This is a genomic window from Streptomyces sp. NPDC056144 (assembly GCF_042264145.1).
Classification (GTDB): domain Bacteria; phylum Actinomycetota; class Actinomycetes; order Streptomycetales; family Streptomycetaceae; genus Streptomyces.
Genome location: NZ_JBHJVF010000009.1, coordinates 138863 through 158640 on the forward strand (window position 1 = coordinate 138863; position 19778 = coordinate 158640).

Genomic DNA, 19778 nt, shown 5'->3' on the forward strand with positions numbered 1-19778 from the left:
CGGCTCAGCCCTTCTGCTTCCGGCGCCGTGCGGACGGCACCGTACGGCCGACGATCACAGTACGGCGCGCGGTCGCCCGCGGCACGTCCTCGGCGTCCCGGCCCCGGCCGAGCGCCTTGCGCACGCCGTAGCCGAAGGCGGCGACCTTCACCAGCGGGCCGCCGAACGTCGAGGCCACGGTGGAGGAGAGCGCGGACGCGTTGGAGGTGACCTCCTGGACGTCCGAGGCGATGGCGTCGACCCGGTCGAGCTGGGTCTGCGCGGAGCGCACGGTCGCGGAGGCGTCGGCGAGCAGGGGGACGGCCTGCTCGGTCACGTCCGCCACGAGCCGGGTCGTCGCCTTGAGCGTCTGCGCCAGCCTCACCAGCACCACGGCGAGGAAGGAGACCAGGATCGCCCAGAAGACGGCGACCAGGATGCCGGCAACCTCTCCACCGGTCACTCTGCACCGCTCCTCGAAGTCGTCTGATGTGTCGTTGGGCCCTTGCCAAAAGTAGTCCCCCGACCCTATCGCGCCAGGACTGTTCCGCCGTACCGCATTACGGGCCGTGGGAAGGGAGTTACAGAATCCGATTGTACGGAGCGCGTGCGGATCAGTACGCTCCGTGTCTCATGCGACGGAGCAATCTCCCGGCCGAGCTGAACCGGTTCGTCGGAAGGGCCGAGGAACAGGCCGCACTCGACCGACTCCTCGGGGAGTCGCGTCTCGTCACGGTCGTCGGGGTGGGCGGCGTCGGCAAGACGAGGCTCGCGCTGCGGGCCGCCACCGCGGTGCAGAAACGCTACGGCGGCGAGGTCCGGCTCGCCGAGCTGGCGCCTCTGCGCGACGCGGACCTCGTCGACCACGCCCTCGTCGAGGCGCTCGGCCTCACCGACCACACCCTGCGGGCCCCGCGCGAGGTCCTCGTCGAGCACCTCGCGGAGCGACGGCTCCTGCTGGTGCTCGACGGCTTCGAGCACCTCGTGGAGACCTGCGCTCCGCTGGTACGGGAGTTGCTGGAGCACGCTCCCGGGCTCACCGTCCTCGCGGTCGGACGCCGGCCCCTGCGGGTGGCGGGCGAGTCCGTGTTCACGCTGGCTCCGATGGGCGAGGCGGACGCGGTGGCGCTGCTCGCCGAGCGGGCGGCGGAGGCGGGCGCGGCCGTTCCCGTACCCGTAGCGGCACCCGATCCCTCGCCGGAGTCGTGGGCGTCGGAGCACGCCGTACGGGAGCTCTGCCGCCGGCTCGACGGTATCCCGCTCGCCCTGGAACTCGCTGCCGGGCGGCTGCCGTTGCTCTCCGTCGAGCAGATGCTGAGCCGGCTCGACGACCGCTTCCGGCTGCTCGCGCACGGGGAGCGCGGGGTGCTCCCCCGCCACCAGACCCTGCGGACCGCCATCGGGTGGAGCCACGAGCTGTGCACGCCGGAGGAGCGGCTGCTGTGGGCGCGGCTCTCGGTCTTCGCCGGGCCCTTCGACCTGGAGGCCGTGGAGTACGTCTGCGGCGGCCCCGGGCTTCCGCAGGAGCAGATTCTCGACCTGATGGGCGGCCTGCTCGCGCAGTCGCTCGTGGCCCGGGAGGACACCCCGGCCGGGCCCGGCTACCGGATCCTCGACACGGTCGCCGCGTACGGGGCGGAGTGGCTGGAAGCGCTCGGCGACACCGAGCGGATGCGGCGGCGGCACCGCGACTGGTACATGGGGCTCGCGACCTGGTGCGAGCTGGAGTGGTTCAGCCCGCGCCAGGCGGAGGTGGCGGCCTGTACGGACAGGGCGCTGCCGAATCTGCGGGCGGCGCTCGACCTGTGCCTGGAGAACCCCGAGGACGGGCACCTCGCCCAGCACCTGGCGGGCACGCTGTGGTTCGCCTGGGTGGGCTGCGGACGGCTCTCGGAGGGCCGGCACTGGCTGGAGCGGGCGCTCGCGGCGGACTCCGGGCACGAGGAGGCGCGGCTCAAGGCGCTGTGGGTGCTCGGCTACGTGACGATCCTCCAGGGCGACGGCACGGCGGCGGTGGCGGCGCTCCACGAGTGCGGGGAGCGGGCCAGGGCGTCGGGCAACGCGCTGGCGGAGGCGTACGCGACGCACCGCATGGGGTGTCTGGCCCTGCTGTCGGACGACATGCGCCGGGCGGAGGAGCTGATCGGCCGCGCCCTCGACGCGTACCGCACGCTCGGCGAACTCAACAGCAACGTCCTGATGGGGCAGGTCGAGGTCGCGATGGCGCGGGCCTTCGGCGGCGACCTGGAGGGCGCGGTCGCGATCTGCCGCGAGGTGCGGGAGGTCTGCGAGGAGCGCGGTGAGCGCTGGACCCGGGCGTACGCGCTCTACGTGCTGGCGTTCTCGGCGTGGACGCGGGAGGCGTACGGGGAGGCGCGGGAGCTGCTCGTCGAGTGCGTCACGATCAACCACGTCTTCCGGGACCTGGTCGGTCTCGTCCTCGCCATCGAACTGCTCGCGCTGGTGACGGCCTGCGAGGGCGATCCGGTGGAGGCGGCCGTGCTCCAGGGCGCGACCGTGCCGATCTGGGACACGGTGGGCATCCGGCTCTTCGGCTCGGGCGCCTTCAACGGGCCCCGGGCGCTCTGCGAGCAGCGGGTGGTCGAGGCGCTGGGCGCGGAGGCGTACGAGGCGGCGCTGCGCGCGGGGCTCGGGCTCTCGCTGGACGCGACGGTGGAGCGGGCGGTCGCGCACCGGCGCGAGCCGGCGCTCGGCGGCCCGGCGCGGGCGGCCGGTCCCGTGGCCCCGCGTCCGTTCCGTACGGCGAGGTCGGCGGAGCCCGGGAACGCGGAAGCCCGCCGGCTCCCCCACCGGTAAGGGCGGGGAAGCGGCGGGCTGAACACCGCGTGGGTGGTACTGCGCCGAAGCTGAGATCAGCGGGCGTAGTACTCGACGACCAGCTGCTCGTCGCAGATGACCGGGATTTCCTTGCGGTTCGGGTCGCGGTCGAGGCGGAAGGCCAGGGCCTTCAGGTTGACCTGCAGGTAGCGCGGGGTCTCGCCGTCGGCGGCGAAGCCACCCTCACGGGCCATCTCGAACAGCGGCTTGGTGCGGCTGCGCTCGCGGACCATCACGACGTCGTCGGGACGGACGCGGAACGACGGCTTGTCGACCTTGCCACCGTTGACCTGGATGTGGCCGTGGACGACCATCTGGCGGGCCTGGTAGATGGTGCGGGCGATGCCCGAACGCAGGACCAGGGCGTCGAGGCGACGCTCGAGCTCGACGACCAGCGCCTCGCCCGTCTTGCCCTCGGCCTTCTTGGCACGGTCGTAGGCGCGCGCCATCTGGCGCTCGCTGATGTCGTACTGGGCGCGCAGACGCTGCTTCTCGAGCAGACGGACCTTGTAGTCCGAGTTCTGCTTGCGGCCACGGCCGTGCTCGCCCGGCGGGTAGGGGCGGGCCTCGAAGTACTTGACGGCCTTGGGGGTCAGCGCGATGCCGAGGGCACGCGACTTCTTGACCTTGGGACGGGACTGGTTCGGCATGAACCAACCTCTCTATCTGAACGAATACGGCTTCACCAGGGTTAGGGGAGGTCGCATCCGCAGCCCGGGAAACCCGTGCGGTCCGTACGGGACGGACCTGTCGGGCAGCCGCTCCCAGGTCTGGGCACATACGTGCAGCACGCGAACGACCCATCGCCGATCCCGGAAATCCGGGGGGTGATGGGTTGCCCGCGACACCTTCGAAGGTGCGCGACGCTCCTGGAAACCTGGCCCGGGGGCCGGGTCTCCCGCTGACTGTCCCGTTCTGGTGGTGCCGACCGGAGCCGGCCACGGGACGCAGCAATCCGGTCCAGTGTACCGGCTTTCCCGAGTGCTACTTCCCGTCGCCTCTCAGGCGCTCGCGGACCTTCTCCACCACGTCCGCGTAGCGCGCCTCCGCGCCGTAGCGCGTGGGCTCGTAGTAGCGGCGGCCGTGGATGGCGTCCGGAGCGTACTGCTGGGCCGCGATGCCGCCGGGGACGTCGTGCGGGTACACGTACCCCTGGGCGTGGCCGAGCTTGGCGGCGCCCTTGTAGTGGCCGTCGCGCAGATGGGGCGGGACGGAGCCCGCGAGGCCGTTCCGCACGTCGGCGAGGGCGGCGCCGATCGCGGTCGTCGCCGTGTTCGACTTCGGGGCCAGGGCGAGGGCGATCGTGGCGTGGCTCAGGGTGAGGGCCGCCTCGGGGAAGCCGATCATGGCGACGGCCTGGGCGGCGGCGACGGCGATCGGCAGCGCGTTCGGGTCGGCGAGGCCGATGTCCTCGCTGGCGGAGATCATCAGGCGGCGGGCGATGAACCGCGGGTCCTCCCCCGCCTCGATCATCCGCGCCAGGTAGTGGAGGGCCGCGTCGACGTCGGAGCCGCGGATCGACTTGATGAGGGCGCTGGCGACGTCGTAGTGCTGGTCGCCGTCCCGGTCGTACTTCACGGCGGCCCGGTCGACGGTCTCCTCGACCGTCTGGAGCGTGATCTCCTCCTCGCCCTTGGAGAGGGCGGCACCGGCGGCCGCCTCCAGGGCGGTGAGGGCGCGCCGGGCGTCGCCGCCGGCGACCCGGAGGAGATGGGCCTCGGCGTCCTCCGGCAGGGTCACGGCCCCGCGCAGCCCGCGCTCGTCGGTGAGCGCGCGGCCGAGGAGGCCGCGCAGGTCGTCGTCGGTGAGCGGCTCCAGGGTGAGCAGCAGCGAGCGGGAGAGGAGCGGGGAGATCACCGAGAAGTACGGGTTCTCCGTGGTGGCGGCGATGAGCGTCACCCAGCGGTTCTCCACGGCGGGCAGGAGGGAGTCCTGCTGGGCCTTGGAGAAGCGGTGGATCTCGTCGAGGAAGAGGACGGTCTCCTTGCCGTACCCCCCGACGGCGCGCCGGGCGCCGTCGATGACCGCCCGGACCTCCTTGACGCCCGCGGTGATCGCGGAGAGCTCCACGAACCGCTTGTCGGTCGCCTTGGAGACCACGTACGCGAGGGTGGTCTTCCCGATGCCCGGCGGGCCCCAGAGAATCACCGAGGAGGCGCCGGCCGGGCCGCTGTCGCCGTCCCCGACGAGTCGGCGCAGGGGTGAGCCGGGCCTGAGCAGGTGCTGCTGCCCCACCACCTCGTCGAGGGTGCGGGGGCGCATCCGGACGGCCAGCGGGCTGCTGGACGGGTCCTTCTCCTGGCGGTCTTCGGCGGCTGCGGTAAAGAGGTCGGGCTCCACGTCATGAAGCCTAAGTCAGGCCACTGACACTCCGGAGACGGTCCGCAGACACCGAGGAACGGTCAGCTGGTCCAGAAGTCCCACCAGCGCGTCAGGATCAGCATGCCGATGATCCCGATGTGCAGGACGGGCAGGACCCACGTGAACTCGGCGAAGAAGGTCCTGAGGGCGCGCGGGGCGGGAATGACGCCGTGCCGGACGTTGTGGGAGGTCACGTTCCAGAACATGACGATGGTGGCGACCCAGGCCAGGCAGCACCAGAGGCAGAGCGAGTTGATCTCGTACAGCGACTGCTGCATCAGCCAGGTGCAGAAGCCGACGCCGAAGAGGGTGCCCGCGTTGAGGCCGAGCCAGTACCAGCGGCGGTAGCGGGCGCCCGCGAGGAGGCCGACGCCGATCGCGACGACCATGCCGTACGTGACGAGGCCGAGCATCGGATTGGGGAAGCCGAAGACCGAGGCCTGCTCGCTCTTCATGATGTTGCCGCAGGAGACGATCGGGTTGAGGCTGCACCCGGGGACGAAGTTCGGGTCCTCCAGGAGCTTGATCTTGTCGATCGTGATGACCCAGGCGGCGAGCAGACCCGCCGCGCCGGTGATCACGAGCAGCCACGACAGGGCCCGGCTCGCACCGATCGTTCCGGCGGCGCCGGTCGTGCCGCCGTCCCGGCCGGACGCCGTCTCGTCCGCCGCTGCCTTCGCCATGTCGTTCATCCCTCGCTCGCGGGCCTTCTGGGCCTGGTCATTCTGCAACACGGACGGGACGTTCGGCCGTTAGCGGGACATAAGGAGAGGCCCGGACCGTGGTGCGGTCCGGGCCTCTCCTCAGGTGGTGGATCAGGCCAGCTTGGCCTTGACGGCCTCCAGGAGGCCCCCCGGGGTCACCGCCTGCTGCTCGCCGGACTCCATGTCCTTGAGCTGTACGACGCCCTCGGCGAGGTCGCGCTCGCCGGCGACAACGGTCAGGCGGGCGCCGGAGCGGTTGGCGTCCTTCATGGCGCCCTTGAGGCCCTTGCCGCCGTAACCGAAGTCCGCGGCGATCCCCGCCCGGCGCAGCTCGGTGACCTTGCCGAAGAGGAGGCGGCGCGCCTCCTCGCCGAGGGCCACGGCGAAGACGCTGGTGGCGGCGGGGATGTCGAGCGCGACGCCCTCCGCCTCCAGGGCGAGGACCGTGCGGTCGACACCGAGCGCCCAGCCCACCGACGGCAGCGCGGGGCCGCCGATCATCTCGGAGAGGCCGTCGTAGCGGCCGCCGCCGCCGACCGCCGACTGCGAGCCGAGGCCGTCGTGGACGAACTCGAAGGTGGTCCGGGTGTAGTAGTCGAGGCCGCGGACCAGCTTCGGGTCGTCCTCGAAGACGACGCCGGCCGCCGTGATCAGGGCGCGGACCTCCTCGTGGTACGCCGTGCAGGCGTCGCACAGGTAGTCGCGCAGGAGCGGCGCGCCGACCAGCTGCTTCTGCACGGCCTCGCGCTTGTCGTCGAGGACGCGCAGCGGGTTGATCTCGGCGCGGCGCAGGGTCTCCTCGTCGAGGTCGAGGCCGCGCAGGAAGGTCTGGAGGGCCTCCCGGTAGACGGGGCGGCACTCCTTGTCGCCGAGGGAGTTCAGCAGGATGCGGAAGTTCCGCAGGCCGAGCGAGCGGTAGGCCTCGTCGGCGAGGATGATCAGCTCGGCGTCGAGCGCCGGGTCCTCGGCACCGATCGCCTCGGCGCCGACCTGCGAGAAGTGGCGGTAGCGGCCCTTCTGCGGGCGCTCGTAGCGGTAGTACGAGCCGGAGTACCAGAGCTTGACCGGGAGGTTGCCCTGCTTGTGCAGGTTGGCCTCCAGGGCCGCGCGCAGGACGGAGGCGGTGCCCTCGGGGCGCAGGGCGAGCTTGTCGCCGCCCTTGGTCTCGAAGGCGTACATCTCCTTGGTCACGATGTCGGTGGACTCGCCGACGCCGCGGGCGAAGAGGTTCACGTCCTCGAAGCCGGGGGTCTCGACGTAGCCGTATCCGGCCTTCCGCAGCGGGGCGGAGATCGCGTCCCGGACCGCCAGGTAGGTGGCGGAGAAGGGCGGGATGAGGTCGTACGTGCCCTTGGGGGCCTTGAAGCTGCTCACGAAAGTCGTCACATTCCTCGTCGGGGAGCGTCCGTGCTCCCGAGACCGGAGGCCACCTGCCGCAGATAGGGGTTGGTGGCGCGCTCCTGGCCGATGGTCGTCTGGGGACCGTGCCCCGACAGCACCACGGTCGAGTTGTCGAGCGGCAGGCACACGCGGGCCAGCGATCCGAGCATCTCGTCCATGTCACCGCCGGGCAGGTCGGTGCGTCCGATGGAGCCGGCGAAGAGCAGGTCCCCCGAGAAGAACACGGAGGGGATCTCCGTGGTCTCGGGCATCCTGAAGGTCACCGACCCCTTGGTATGACCGGGCGCGTGGGCGACGGAGAACTCCATGCCGGCGAGGCTCAGCGCGGCGCCGTCGGTGAGTTCTCGCACGTCGTCGGGTTCCCCCACGGTCAGCTCGCCCATGAGGGGCATCCCGATGGAGCGGCCGAGGGCCTTCTCCGGGTCGCTCATCATGTAGCGGTCGGACGGGTGGATCCACGCGGGGACGTCATGGGCGCCGCACACCGGGACGACGGAGGCGACGTGGTCGATGTGTCCGTGGGTGAGGACGACGGCGACGGGCTTGAGCCGATGCTTCTTGAGCGTCTCCTCGACTCCCTGGGCGGCTTGGTGGCCCGGGTCGATGATGACGCACTCCTCGCCTGCGGCGGGGGCGACCAGGTAACAGTTGGTCCCCCAGGCCCCGGCGGGGAACCCGGCAATCAGCACGTTCGTCCTTAGGTTGTCGTCCGGCACGGGATGCGGAAGCCGTGGCAATCACGCGATTCGGCAGATCAGAGCCTACCGGCGGTGCCGCTTCCACAGCGAACCCATATACGGTACGGGCACATCCGGCCAGGACAGGAACAGACGAGCGACAGGAGCGGACCCGGTGGTCACCAGCGATCAGCGGCGGCGGCAGCTTGCCAGGGAGAAGTACGCGCGGCAGCAGCAGCGGCGTGAGGAAGCACGGCAGAGGGCGAAGCGCCGCAACACCGTCGTCGCGGCCGCTCTCGCGGTGGTCCTCGCCGCCGGCGGCGCCGTGTACGCGTCGGTGCAGCTGACGGACGACAAGAAGTCCTCGGACAGCGCGTCGGGCGACACGCCCACGACGGCCGCGCCCACGCCCACGCAGAGCGAGTCGGCGAGCCCCGAGCCGAAGATGGCGATCGACGCCAAGGGCACGTACGCCATGTCCCTCAAGACCAACGAGGGCGACATCACGATCACCATGGACGCGGCGAAGACCCCGCGCACGGTGAACTCCTTCCACAGCCTCGCCGCGAAGAAGTACTTCGACGGGACGAAGTGCCACCGCCTCACCACCCAGGGCATCTTCGTGCTCCAGTGCGGCGACCCGAAGGGCGACGGCACCGGCGGCCCGGGCTACACGATCCCGGACGAGAACCTGGACGCGCTCGGCAAGGCGGGCAAGGACGGCGCGGTGACGTACCCGGCGGGCACGGTCGCGATGGCCAACACCGGCCAGCCCGGCACCGGCGGCTCGCAGTTCTTCCTCGTCTACAAGGACACCAAGCTGCCTCCGTCGTACACGCCCTTCGGGAAGATCGACGCGGCCGGCCTGAAGGCCGTCGAGGCCGTGGCCAAGGAGGGTGTCGAGGGCGGCGCCACCGACGGTGCCCCGAAGAAGGCCGTCACCATCGAGAAGGCGACCGTCACCAAGAAGTGAGCCGGTGGTTCCGCACCCCAGCGCGACCGAGGCGCGACCGTTGAATTTCGGTCGCGCTGAGTGCGGACAGCCGGGCCGCCGTTCGCCTAGATTGGCGTTGTGCAGCGTGGGCCGTCGCCGGCCGCGCTGCGGATGGCGGGCGAGGCCCGCCGGGAAACTGTGGACGATGCCCGGGGGGTACGACCCCGCGACGGCATCATGGTGAGGAGGCGCTGTGAGCAGCGACCCGTGGGGCCGCGTCGACGAGACGGGCACCGTGTACGTGCGGACGGCCGAGGGCGAGAAGGTCGTCGGATCGTGGCAGGCCGGCACCCCTGAGGAGGCCCTGGCCTACTTCGAGCGCAAGTACGAGGGCTTGGTGGTCGAGATCGGCCTCCTCGAGAAGCGTGTGAGGACCACCGACCTCTCGTCGAAGGACGCCACCGCGGCCATCGAGCACATCCGCCAGCAGATCGACGAGCACCACGCCGTCGGTGACCTGGCCGCGCTCGGCGCCCGGCTGGACAAGCTCGTCGCGTCGGTGGACTCCCGCCGCGAGGAGCGCAAGGCCCAGAAGGCCAAGCAGACCGACGAGGCGCGGGTCGCCAAGGAGGCGCTGGTCACGGAGGCCGAGGAGCTGGCCCAGAGCGAGCAGTGGCGCTCCGCCGGCGAGCGGCTGCGCGCCCTGGTGGACACCTGGAAGGGTCTCCCCCGGCTCGACCGCAAGTCCGACGACGAGCTGTGGCACCGCTTCTCGCACGCCCGCTCGGCGTTCTCGAAGCGCCGCAAGGCCCACTTCGCCTCGCTGGACGCCCAGCGTGAGGACGCCCGCAAGGCCAAGGAGCGCCTGGTCGCCGAGGCGGAGTCGCTGTCGAACTCCACCGACTGGGGTGCGACCGCGGCCCGCTACCGCGAGCTGATGGCGGACTGGAAGGCGGCCGGCCGTGCGCAGCGCGAGCACGAGGACGACCTGTGGAACCGCTTCCGCGGCGCCCAGGACGTGTTCTTCGCGGCGCGCGGCGAGGTCTTCGCCGAGCGGGACGCGGAGCAGACCGAGAACCTCAAGCTGAAGGAGGAGCTCGCCACCGAGGCCGAGAAGCTGGTGCCGGTGACGGACCTGAAGGCGGCGCGCGCGGCCTTCCGTTCCCTCAACGAGCGCTGGGAGGCCGTCGGCCACGTGCCGCGTGACGCCCGCCCGAAGGTCGAGGGCCGGATGCACACGGTGGAGCGGGCGATCCAGGAGGCCGAGGAGGCCGAGTGGCGCCGGACGAACCCGGAGGCGCGCGCGCGTGCCGCGGGTCTGACCGGTCAGCTCCAGGACGCCGTCGAGAAGCTGCGCAAGCAGATCGACGCCGCCCGTGCCGCGGGCAACGACGCCAAGGCCGACAAGCTCGCCCGCGAGCTGGAGGGCCGTCAGGCCCTGCTCGACCAGGCGCTGAAGGGCCTGGAGGAGTTCGGCGGCTGATGCCCTGAACCCGCTTGTACGAGGAAGGCCCCCGGCTCCGTGCCGGGGGCCTTCCTCGTGGTCGTCCTCAGGGCCTGCGCGCCGAGGTCACGCGGTAGACGTCGTACACGCCCTCCACGCCCCGCACGGCCTTCAGGACGTGGCCCAGGTGCTTGGGGTCGCCCATCTCGAAGGTGAAGCGGGAGGTGGCCACCCGGTCGCGGGAGGTCTGGACGGCCGCCGACAGGATGTTGACGTGCTGGTCGGAGAGGACCCGTGTGACGTCCGAGAGCAGCCGGGACCGGTCGAGCGCCTCGACCTGGATGGCGACCAGGAAGACGGAGGACTGGGTGGGGGCCCACTCGACCTCCAGAATCCGCTCCGGCTCGCGGGACAGCGAGTCCACGTTGACGCAGTCGCTGCGGTGAACCGATACGCCACTGCCTCGGGTGACGAAGCCGATGATCGGGTCGCCGGGCACGGGCGTGCAGCAGCGGGCCAGCTTCACCCAGACGTCGTCGACGCCCTTGACGACGACACCGGGGTCGGCGCTGGACCGGCGCTTGGAGCGGCCGCGCGTCGGCGGGGCCACCTCCTCGATGTCCTCGGTGGCGGCCTCCTCGCCGCCGAGCGCCTGGACGAGCTTCTGCACGATGGACTGGGCCGTGACATGGCCCTCGCCGATCGCCGCGTACAGCGAGGAGATGTCGGTGTACCGCATCTCGTGCGCGAGGGTGACGAGCGAGTCGCCGGTCAGGATGCGCTGGATCGGCAGGTTCTGCTTGCGCATGGCCCGGGCGATGGCGTCCTTGCCCTGCTCGATCGCCTCGTCGCGGCGCTCCTTGGAGAACCAGCCGCGGATCTTGTTGCGGGCGCGCGGGGACTTGACGAATCCGAGCCAGTCGCGGGAGGGGCCGGCACCGGCGGCCTTGGAGGTGAAGACCTCGACCAGGTCACCGTTGTCCAGGGTCGATTCGAGCGGCACGAGCCGCCCGTTGACCCGCGCTCCTATGGTGCGGTGGCCGACCTCGGTGTGGACCGCGTACGAGAAGTCGACGGGGGTCGCGCCGGCGGGCAGCGCGATGACGTCGCCCTTGGGCGTGAAGACGAAGACCTCGTTGCGCGAGAGGTCGAAGCGCAGGGACTCCAGGAACTCGCTGGGGTCCTCGGTCTCCTTCTGCCAGTCGAGGAGCTGGCGGAGCCACGCCATGTCGTTGAGGTGGTCGTCCTTGCCGGCCTTCTTGGGCACGTCGGCGCGGACCTTGGAGGCACCGGCGACGGCCTCCTGCTTGTACTTCCAGTGCGCCGCGATGCCGTACTCGGCGCGGCGGTGCATGTCGAAGGTGCGGATCTGGAGCTCGACGGGCTTGCCGTTGGGTCCGATGACCGTCGTGTGCAGCGACTGGTACATGTTGAACTTCGGCATCGCGATGTAGTCCTTGAACCGGCCGGGGACCGGGTTCCATCGCGCGTGGACGGTGCCGAGGGCCGCGTAGCAGTCGCGGACGGTGTCCACGAGGACGCGGATGCCGACCAGGTCGTAGATCTCCGCGAAGTCACGGCCGCGGACGATCATCTTCTGGTAGACGCTGTAGTAGTGCTTCGGGCGGCCGGTGACGGTGGCCTTGATGCGGGCGGCGCGCAGGTCGGCCTGGACCTCGTCGGTCACTATGGCGAGGTACTCGTCCCGCTTGGGCGCGCGCTCGGCGACGAGGCGGACGATCTCGTCGTACATCTTGGGGTAGAGGATCGCGAAGGCGAGGTCCTCCAGCTCCCACTTGATGGTGTTCATGCCCAGGCGGTGGGCCAGGGGCGCGTAGATCTCGAGGGTCTCGCGGGCCTTCTTCTCCTGCTTCTCCCGCTTGAGGTAGCGCATGGTGCGCATGTTGTGCAGGCGGTCGGCGAGCTTGATGACCAGGACGCGCGGGTCCTTGGCCATGGCGACGACCATCTTGCGGACGGTCTCGGCCTGGGCGGCCTCGCCGAACTTGACCTTGTCGAGCTTGGTGACGCCGTCGACCAGCAGGGCGACCTGGTCGCCGAAGTCGCGGCGGAGGGTCTCCAGGCCGTACTCGGTGTCCTCGACGGTGTCGTGCAGCAGGCCGGCCATCAGGGTCGCCGGGTCCATGCCGAGCTCGGCGAGGATGGTGGTGACGGCGAGCGGGTGCGTGATGTACGGGTCGCCGCTCTTGCGCTTCTGTCCGCGGTGCCACCGCTCGGCGACCTGGTACGCGGTCTCGATCTGGCGGAGGGTGGCCGTCTCGATCTTGGGATCGTTGGAGCGGACGATCCGCAGCAGCGGTTCGAGGACCGGGTTGTACGGGGACGAGCGCTGGACGCCGAGACGGGCGAGGCGGGCCCGGACACGGTTGGACGAGCCGCCGGAACGCGCGGGCGCGGGGCGCTCGGGGGTGGCGGGCGTCGGGGCGGGCGCAGCAGGCGTGGGCCTGGTCTCCGCTGGCTTGTTCTGGGGCGTGCCGGTCCCCGGCGCGGCCTTGTCGGCCTTCGGGTCGGGCTGCGCGGCGGAGAGTGACTGGGCCTCGTCTGGCAAGAGCGCTCCTCGTGCGGTTCCGGGTCCCCCGGTCAGGCCCGGAAAGGCCATGGTATCGAGCCATGACCGTCGGTGCTCACGGGCCCGGGTCCCGGGCCTCCGCCGCGGGGGCGACGCGGGGCACCTGCGGACTTCCGGGGAACGCCGAGGGGCGCTCCGGGGATTCCCCGGAGCGCCCCTCAGGGGGTGAACCCCCGTGTCAGACCGTGATCAGCGCTGTGAGCGGAGCGCCGTCAAGGGCCGGTTCCAGCCGGGCGCGGCCCGGGAGGAAGCTCAGCTCCATGAGGACCGCGACACCCGCGACCTCGGCGCCGGCGCGGCGGATGAGCTCGATCGAGGCCTCGGCCGTCCCGCCGGTGGCGAGGACGTCGTCGATGACCATGACGCGGTCGCCCGCGGCCAGGTCCTCGGCGTGCACCTCGATCTCGGCGGTGCCGTACTCCAGCTCGTACGCCTGGCGGAGCGTGGCCCCGGGGAGCTTGCCGGCCTTGCGGACCGGGATGAAGCCCAGGCCCGCGCGGACGGCCACCGGGGCGGCCAGGATGAAGCCGCGGGCCTCCAGGCCGACGATCTTCGTCGCGCCGTGCTGGGAGCACAGCCCGGCGAGCTCGTCGGTGAGGGCCGTGAACGCCTCGGGGTCCGCGAGCAGCGGCGTGATGTCCTTGAACAGCACGCCCTGCTTCGGGTAGTCGGGGACGTCACGGATGCGGCTGAGCAGGAGCTCGGTGACGTCCTGGGCCTCGGCGGTCACGCGAGGTGCTCCGGGGTGCCCCGGTGGCTCGCGCGCTGGCCCACGACGGCGGCCTCGGCGTCCGAGGCGAAGTCGTCGAGGGACTCGCCCTTGGCGGCGGCGGAGGCCCGCTTGGCCAGGACGCGCTTCTTGAGGGCCTTGATCGCCGGCTCGCGCTCCTTGAGGTCGGCGACGAGCGGGGTGGCGATGAAGATCGAGGAGTACGCGCCGGCGGCGAGACCCACGAACAGCGACAGCGAGATGTCGTTGAGCATGCCGGCGCCGAGGACGCCGCCACCGATGAAGAGCAGGCCGGCGACCGGCAGCAGCGCGACGACGGTGGTGTTGATCGAACGGACCAGGGTGCCGTTGATCGAGCGGTTGGCCAGCTCGCTGTAGGTGAAGCGGGTCTGCTTCGTGATGTCCTTCGTCTGCTCCTTGAGGGAGTCGAAGACGACGACGGTGTCGTACAGCGAGTAGCCGAGGATCGTCAGCAGGCCGATGACCGTACCGACCGTGACCTCGAAGCCGACCAGTGAGTAGATGCCCACCGTGATCGTGAGGTCGTGGATGAGCGCGATCAGTGCCGCGACCGCCATGCGCCACTCGAAGGCGATGGCGAGGTAGATCACCACGAGGATCATGAAGACGCCGAGGCCGGTCCAGGCCTTGTTGGCGATCTGCTCACCCCAGCTGGGGCCGACGAGCTCGGCCGCGATCTTGTCCTCGGGAACGTTCAGGTCCTCGGCGAGCTCCGAGCGGACCTGGTCGGACTGGGCCGTGTCGAGGCCGCCGACCTGGATGCGCAGGGAGCCGTTGCCGAGCTGCTGGACGATCGCGTCGTGGCCGGAGGCCTCTTCCGCGTACTCCTGCGCCTGGCTGACGGACACGTCCGTCTTGGGGGTGGTGAAGACCGCGCCGCCCTGGAACTCGATGCCCATGTTGAGGCCGCGGACGGCCAGGGCCACGATGGCGGTGATCGTGATCAGGATGGAGATGCTGTACCAGATCTTGCGGTTGCCGATGAAGTCGTAACCGACCTCACCGCGGTGCAGCCGGGCGCCGAGATCGCCGAGCTTCGACATCTCACGCCTCCTTCGGGTCGACGGTGGCGGAGGAGACACGGCGCGAGCGGCGCAGCGGCGGCTTGGCACCGAGGCGCTTCGGGTCCAGGCCGGACCACGGGTGACCGTTGCCGAAGAACTTCGTACGGGCGAGCAGCGTCATGAGCGGCTTCGTGAAGAGGAAGACCACGACGATGTCGAGCAGGGTGGTCAGGCCGAGCGTGAACGCGAAGCCCTGGACCTTGCCGACGGTGACGATGAAGAGCACGGCCGCGGCCAGGAACGACACGAAGTCGGAGACCAGGATGGTGCGGCGGGCGCGCGGCCAGGCGCGCTCGACGGCCGGGCGGAGCGTACGGCCCTCGCGGAGCTCGTCACGGATGCGTTCGAAGTACACGATGAACGAGTCCGCGGTGATGCCGATGGCGACGATGGCACCGCAGACGGCCGGCAGGTTCAGCGCGAAGCCGATGGCCGGGCCGAGCAGGGCCATGAGCACGTAGGTCAGCAGCGCGGAGACGCCGAGGCTGGCGATCGCGATGAGCGACAGGCCGCGGTAGTAGACGACCAGGTAGAGGATGACCAGGCCGAGGCCGATGGCGCCGGCGATGAGGCCGGCCTCCAGCTGGTCGCCGCCGAGGGCGGCGGTGACGGTGTCGACGCTCTGGGTCTCGAAGGCGAGCGGCAGGGCGCCGTACGACAGGATGTTGCCGAGGTCCTGGGCCGACTGCTGGTTGAAGCTGCCGGAGATCTGGGCGTTGGTGGTCAGCGTCGTGCGGACCGACGGCGCCGAGGCGACCTCGCCGTCCAGGACGATCGCGAAGCGGTTCTGCGGTTCGGCCTGCTGCGACAGCTTGCTGGTGATCGCCTGGAACTTCTTGGAGCCGGCGTCGGTGAACTGCATGTCGACGATCCACTGGCCGGACTGCGGGTCGATGCCGGCCGAGGCCTTGTCGACGTCCTTGCCGTCCACCTCGGCCGGGCCGAGGAGGTACTTGGCCCACTGGCCCGGGCCCTCTTCGCCGCAGGCCACGGTGGGCTCGGACGGCTTGACGCCCTCACCGGCGGCGGAGCGCTGCTTCGGGTCCAGGCAGTTCAGCTTGCTGAACTTCTCCTGGAGGGCGAGGGTGGAGGCATCGGCGGACGGAGTCGCCGTGGGGGTGCCGGTCGCCTTGGGCGTGGCGGAGGCCTTCGGGGTCGCGGAGGAGCTCGCGGTGGGCGTGGGGCTCGGGGCCTTGAGGGCCTCGCTGACCGCGCGGCCCTGCGAGGTGGCCGTGGCCGTCGGCGTGGCCGACTTCGTCCCCGCGGAGGCGGAGGAGGACGGCTTGGCGGAGGGAGTGCCGGAGGGCTTGGCGGCGGGCGCCTGGGGCGCGCCGTCCGCGACGGTGAGAACGGGGCGGAAGTAGAGCTGGGCGGTGGTGCCGACCTGCTCGCGCGCCTGCTTCTCGTTCGTCCCGCGAGGGATGTTGACGATGATGTTCTCGCGGCCCTGGGTCTGGACCTCGGCCTCGGAGACACCCAGACCGTTGACACGGCGCTCGATGATGCCGACCGCGGTGTTCATGTTGGTCTCGTTGACCGCGGCTTCCTGGCCGGGGTCGGCCTTCGCCTTGAGCGTGATCGACGTACCGCCGGCGAGGTCGATGCCGAGGCGCGGGGTGGTGTGCCCCGACGCGAACATCCCGCCGGTGAGCGCGACCATGGCGATCAGGATGAGTGCCAGGGCGCGGCCGGGACGGCTCTGTCCCCCGGCCGGCCTTCGGCCCTTCTTCGGTGCTGCCACCTGTCGTATCTCCCTGTCCAACCGTCCCGCGCCGGGTATGCGCGGGACGGCCACGAAGTGTGTGTGGGGACCATCCCCCGCAGACGTGGAACCGTTCCGGGGCCGCGCACGCCGTGGGCGTGCGCGGAATCCCGGCCGCGACTACTTCGCGTCGGTCTCGCCGTCGGCCTTGCCGTCCTTCTGAACCTCGGCGTCGGCCTCGGCCGCGTCCGACTTCTTCGTCAGGTCGGCCTTCGGCGCGTCCGTCTCCGTGGCCTCGGTGAGCGAGGAGGCGTCGTCGGGGACGACGGTCTCGGTCTCCGCCTCCGGCTCGTCGCCGTGAACGATGCGGTTGTACTCCGCGTCGTCGAGGACCGCGCCGATCGAGTTCTTCGCGTAGACCGCGTGGACGCCGGGGGCGACCTCGAGGAGGACGGTCTCGTCGCCGATCTCCTTGACGGTCGCGTACATCCCCCCGATCGTGCGCACGCCGGTGCCGGGCTGCATCTCGTCACGCATCTGCGCAGCCGCCTGCTGCTTCTTCTTCGCGGAGCGGGTCATCAGGAACATGGCCCCGATGAGGACGATGAAGGGGAGGAGGGTCACGATGTTCACGGGACGGGATTCCTTCGCATGGTCGCGGAGAACCCGCGGCCTGATCTTCGGGGGTGGGCGCGCCGACCGGAAAGGGCGGCATCGGCGGAGTCTAGGCGAGTCCGCATCGACTGAACAACGTCCAGCATCGCACCCCGGTTCCGGTCCGGGCGAGTGTCGGCACCGTCACGCCCCGAAGAGCCCCTGTTGTCCCGATCCCGGTGTGGTACCCGCGCCGGCCGGGCCCGCCACCTGCGGCGGAACGAGTCCGAGATGGGCCCATGCCGCCGGAGTGGCGACGCGGCCACGGGGCGTGCGCGCCAGCAGTCCTTCCCGTACGAGGAAGGGCTCGGCGACCTCCTCGACGGTCTCGCGCTCCTCCCCCACCGCCACCGCGAGCGTGGACAGGCCGACCGGTCCGCCGCCGAAGAGCTTGAGGAGGGCTTCGAGGACGGCGCGGTCGAGGCGGTCGAGGCCGCGGCTGTCGACCTCGTACACCTGGAGGGCGGCCTCGGAGACCTCGCGGGTGATCACTCCGTCCGCTCTGACCTGCGCGTAGTCCCGGACGCGGCGGAGCAGGCGGTTGGCGATGCGGGGGGTGCCGCGGGAGCGTCCGGCGATCTCGGCGGCGCCCGCGGGGTCGATCTCGACGTCGAGGAGGCCGGCCGAGCGATGAATCACACGCTGGAGCTCGCCCGCGTCGTAGAACTCCATGTGCGCGGTGAAGCCGAAGCGGTCGCGGAGCGGGGGCGGCAGGAGTCCGGCGCGGGTGGTGGCGCCGACCAGGGTGAAGGGCGGGAGCTCCAGGGGGATGGCGGTGGCGCCGGGGCCCTTGCCGACGATGACGTCGACACGGAAGTCCTCCATCGCCATGTAGAGCATCTCCTCGGCGGGCCGGGACATGCGGTGGATCTCGTCGAGGAAGAGGATCTCCCCCTCCTGGAGGGAGGAGAGGATCGCGGCGAGGTCGCCGGCGTGCTGGATGGCGGGGCCCGAGGTGATGCGGATCGGCGCGCCCATCTCCGCCGCGATGATCATCGACAGGGTGGTCTTGCCGAGGCCGGGGGCGCCGGAGAGCAGGACGTGGTCGGCGGTGGCGCCGCGCTGGCGGGCGGCCTTGAGGACGAGGTCGAGCTGCTGGCGGACCTTCTCCTGGCCGACGAACTCGCTGAGGTCCTTGGGGCGCAGGGCGGCTTCGACGGCCTGGTCGTCCCCCTCGGCGGCGGCGCCGACGATGCGCTCGTCGGGGACCGGTGGCGTCTCGTCGTCCCAGTTCACGGTGGTTGCCTTTTCGTTCGTACGGGCCTGGCGGCGGATGCTTCGGGTCAGCGGGCCCGGTTGAGGGTCTGGAGGGCGGCGCGCAGCAGCTGCGGCACGGGCGCCGAGCCGGTCTCGGCGAGGGCGGCCTCGGCCTGCGGGGTGACGGCGCTGACGGCTTCCTCGGCCTCGCGGCTCGCGTAGCCCAGCCCGATGAGGGCGGCGGAGAGCTGCTCGGTCCAGGGGGCGGGTCCCGAGGCGGCGGCGCGCTGGGCGCCGACCATTCCGCTGCTGCCGAGGGGCGCGCCGAGCTTGTCCTTCAATTCGAGGAGGAGCTTCTGCGCGCCCTTCTTGCCGATGCCGGGGACGGCGGTGAGGGCCTTCTCGTCCCCGGTGGAGACGGCGACGCGGAGCGCGTCGGGGCTGTGGACACCGAGCATGGCCTGCGCGAGGCGGGGGCCGACGCCGCTGGCGGTCTGGAGGAGCTCGAAGACCTGCCGCTCGTCGTCGTCGGCGAAGCCGTACAGCGTGAGGGAGTCCTCGCGGACGACCAGGGAGGTCGCGAGGCGGGCCTCCTCGCCGATCCGCAGGCCGGAGAGGGTGTTCGGCGTGCACTGGAGGGCCATGCCGACGCCGCCGACCTCGATCACGGCGGTGGAGGGGGCGAGGGCGGCGACCGGGCCGCTGACGAAGGCGATCATCGGGTTCGGCCTTTCAGGGCGCTGGTCGGGGTCGTGGCGGTGGCCGCGTGCCGGGCGGCCGCCTGCTGGAGTCGGTTCTGCGCGGCCACGGCCTGCTGGAGACGGTTCTGGGCGGGGGCCCGCCAGATGTGGCAGATGGCGAGCGCGAGGGCGTCGGCGGCGTCGGCCGGTTTGGGCGGCGCGGAGAGCCGCAGGAGCCGGGTCACCATGGCGCCGACCTGGGCCTTGTCCGCCCGGCCGCTGCCGGTGACGGCGGCCTTGACCTCGCTGGGGGTGTGCAGGGCGACCGGGATGCCGCGGCGGGACGCGCACAGCATGGCGACCGCGCTGGCCTGGGCCGTACCCATGACCGTCCGTACGTTGTGCTGGCTGAACACGCGCTCCACGGCGACCAGTTCGGGCGAGAAGCGGTCGAGCCACTCCTCTATGCCGCGCTCGATGCCGACCAGGCGCACACCGATGTCCGCGTCGGCGGCGGTCCTGACGACGCCCACGCCGAGCATGGTCAGCGGCCGGCCCGCGACGCCCTCGACGACGCCGACGCCGCACCGGGTCAGTCCGGGGTCCACCCCGAGAACGCGCACTGTGCCCCTCCCTGGACCGCTTTCGCTCACCTGTTTGTGCAGGCTATCGGCTGCCACTGACAACGCAGCGGGGCGCCCGGGGGGGGTTGCGGGCGGCCGCGCGGCGGCCCGCGGGGGGACGGGGGCGCACCAACCGCACGGCCCCGGGCGGGGCGCGGAGGTGGGCGCCGGGCGGGGGC

Annotated in this window: 17 protein-coding genes; 3 read left to right on the plus strand and 14 right to left on the minus strand. The window is 71.4% G+C overall.

Features of this window, described 5'->3' with window-relative positions:
• Positions 1-4: 4 nt before the first annotated feature.
• Positions 5-442, minus strand: coding sequence for a DUF948 domain-containing protein (locus ACFC0Z_RS25565; protein WP_376442241.1), 438 nt, complete (start codon positions 440-442; stop codon positions 5-7).
• Positions 443-612: 170 nt separating this feature from the next.
• On the opposite strand from ACFC0Z_RS25565, the gene ACFC0Z_RS25570 reads away from it, so the two are divergent.
• On the plus strand, positions 613-2796 hold the full coding sequence (locus tag ACFC0Z_RS25570; protein WP_376442244.1) for a regulator: 2184 nt from the start codon (positions 613-615) through the stop codon (positions 2794-2796).
• 56 nt (positions 2797-2852) lie between these two features.
• Here the strand turns inward: ACFC0Z_RS25570 and rpsD are convergent, their stop codons facing one another.
• The 5 genes from rpsD to ACFC0Z_RS25595 all read right to left on the minus strand — a co-directional run bounded on the left by rpsD (position 2853) and on the right by ACFC0Z_RS25595 (position 7972).
• Positions 2853-3467 (minus strand): 30S ribosomal protein S4, encoded by a 615-nt coding sequence (gene rpsD / locus ACFC0Z_RS25575; protein WP_015032311.1) that lies wholly within the window; start codon positions 3465-3467, stop codon positions 2853-2855.
• A 334-nt stretch (positions 3468-3801) separates the two neighbouring features.
• On the minus strand, positions 3802-5157 hold the full coding sequence (locus ACFC0Z_RS25580) for a replication-associated recombination protein A (RefSeq protein ID WP_376442246.1): 1356 nt from the start codon (positions 5155-5157) through the stop codon (positions 3802-3804).
• Between the two features lie 62 nt (positions 5158-5219).
• On the minus strand, positions 5220-5861 hold the full coding sequence (locus ACFC0Z_RS25585; RefSeq protein ID WP_376442505.1) for a vitamin K epoxide reductase family protein: 642 nt from the start codon (positions 5859-5861) through the stop codon (positions 5220-5222).
• A gap of 132 nt (positions 5862-5993) precedes the next feature.
• Complete coding sequence (gene hisS / locus ACFC0Z_RS25590; RefSeq protein ID WP_376442249.1) at positions 5994-7256, minus strand: histidine--tRNA ligase; 1263 nt, start codon at positions 7254-7256, stop codon at positions 5994-5996.
• An 8-nt stretch (positions 7257-7264) separates the two neighbouring features.
• The gene (locus tag ACFC0Z_RS25595; RefSeq protein WP_376442251.1) at positions 7265-7972 is read right to left on the minus strand and encodes an MBL fold metallo-hydrolase; all 708 of its coding nucleotides are present in this window, start codon (positions 7970-7972) and stop codon (positions 7265-7267) included.
• A 163-nt stretch (positions 7973-8135) separates the two neighbouring features.
• On the opposite strand from ACFC0Z_RS25595, the gene ACFC0Z_RS25600 reads away from it, so the two are divergent.
• Together ACFC0Z_RS25600 and ACFC0Z_RS25605 are read left to right on the plus strand one after the other, a co-directional pair.
• Positions 8136-8933 carry a peptidylprolyl isomerase gene (locus ACFC0Z_RS25600; protein WP_376442254.1) on the plus strand — a complete coding sequence of 266 codons (798 nt, stop codon included), beginning with the start codon at positions 8136-8138 and terminating at the stop codon, positions 8931-8933.
• Positions 8934-9147: 214 nt separating this feature from the next.
• On the plus strand, positions 9148-10377 hold the full coding sequence (locus ACFC0Z_RS25605) for a DUF349 domain-containing protein (RefSeq protein ID WP_376442256.1): 1230 nt from the start codon (positions 9148-9150) through the stop codon (positions 10375-10377).
• A 67-nt stretch (positions 10378-10444) separates the two neighbouring features.
• On the opposite strand, the gene ACFC0Z_RS25610 is transcribed toward ACFC0Z_RS25605, so the two are convergent.
• The 8 genes from ACFC0Z_RS25610 to ruvC form a co-directional block, all read right to left on the minus strand.
• Entirely contained in the window at positions 10445-12907 is a 2463-nt protein-coding gene (locus tag ACFC0Z_RS25610) for a RelA/SpoT family protein (protein ID WP_376442258.1), read from the minus strand.
• Between the two features lie 199 nt (positions 12908-13106).
• Positions 13107-13658: an adenine phosphoribosyltransferase gene (locus ACFC0Z_RS25615; RefSeq protein ID WP_376442261.1), complete on the minus strand. Its 552-nt coding sequence runs from the start codon at positions 13656-13658 to the stop codon at positions 13107-13109.
• On the minus strand, positions 13655-14722 hold the full coding sequence (gene secF, locus ACFC0Z_RS25620) for a protein translocase subunit SecF (RefSeq protein WP_376442263.1): 1068 nt from the start codon (positions 14720-14722) through the stop codon (positions 13655-13657). The genes ACFC0Z_RS25615 and secF overlap by 4 nt, the downstream gene beginning before the upstream one ends.
• 1 nt (position 14723) lies before the next feature.
• Positions 14724-16484 (minus strand): protein translocase subunit SecD, encoded by a 1761-nt coding sequence (gene secD, locus ACFC0Z_RS25625; protein WP_376442266.1) that lies wholly within the window; start codon positions 16482-16484, stop codon positions 14724-14726.
• A 141-nt stretch (positions 16485-16625) separates the two neighbouring features.
• Positions 16626-17078 carry a preprotein translocase subunit YajC gene (gene yajC, locus ACFC0Z_RS25630; RefSeq protein WP_376442269.1) on the minus strand — a complete coding sequence of 151 codons (453 nt, stop codon included), beginning with the start codon at positions 17076-17078 and terminating at the stop codon, positions 16626-16628.
• 165 nt (positions 17079-17243) lie between these two features.
• On the minus strand, positions 17244-18335 hold the full coding sequence (gene ruvB / locus ACFC0Z_RS25635; RefSeq protein WP_376442272.1) for a Holliday junction branch migration DNA helicase RuvB: 1092 nt from the start codon (positions 18333-18335) through the stop codon (positions 17244-17246).
• A 47-nt stretch (positions 18336-18382) separates the two neighbouring features.
• Positions 18383-19015 carry a Holliday junction branch migration protein RuvA gene (gene ruvA, locus ACFC0Z_RS25640; RefSeq protein WP_376442275.1) on the minus strand — a complete coding sequence of 211 codons (633 nt, stop codon included), beginning with the start codon at positions 19013-19015 and terminating at the stop codon, positions 18383-18385.
• Positions 19012-19599 (minus strand): crossover junction endodeoxyribonuclease RuvC, encoded by a 588-nt coding sequence (ruvC, locus tag ACFC0Z_RS25645; protein WP_360810605.1) that lies wholly within the window; start codon positions 19597-19599, stop codon positions 19012-19014. The genes ruvA and ruvC overlap by 4 nt, the downstream gene beginning before the upstream one ends.
• Positions 19600-19778 lie beyond the last annotated feature (179 nt).

What these genes read in the sequence shown, in the direction of transcription:
- ruvA (WP_376442275.1), bottom strand. Translation starts at nt 19,015, where the DNA reads ATGATCGCCTTCGTCAGCGGCCCGGTCGCCGCCCTCGCCCCCTCCACC.
- ACFC0Z_RS25570 (WP_376442244.1), top strand. Translation starts at nt 613, where the DNA reads ATGCGACGGAGCAATCTCCCGGCCGAGCTGAACCGGTTCGTCGGAAGG.
- rpsD (WP_015032311.1), bottom strand. Translation starts at nt 3,467, where the DNA reads ATGCCGAACCAGTCCCGTCCCAAGGTCAAGAAGTCGCGTGCCCTCGGC.
- secF (WP_376442263.1), bottom strand. Translation starts at nt 14,722, where the DNA reads ATGTCGAAGCTCGGCGATCTCGGCGCCCGGCTGCACCGCGGTGAGGTC.
- ACFC0Z_RS25585 (WP_376442505.1), bottom strand. Translation starts at nt 5,861, where the DNA reads ATGGCGAAGGCAGCGGCGGACGAGACGGCGTCCGGCCGGGACGGCGGC.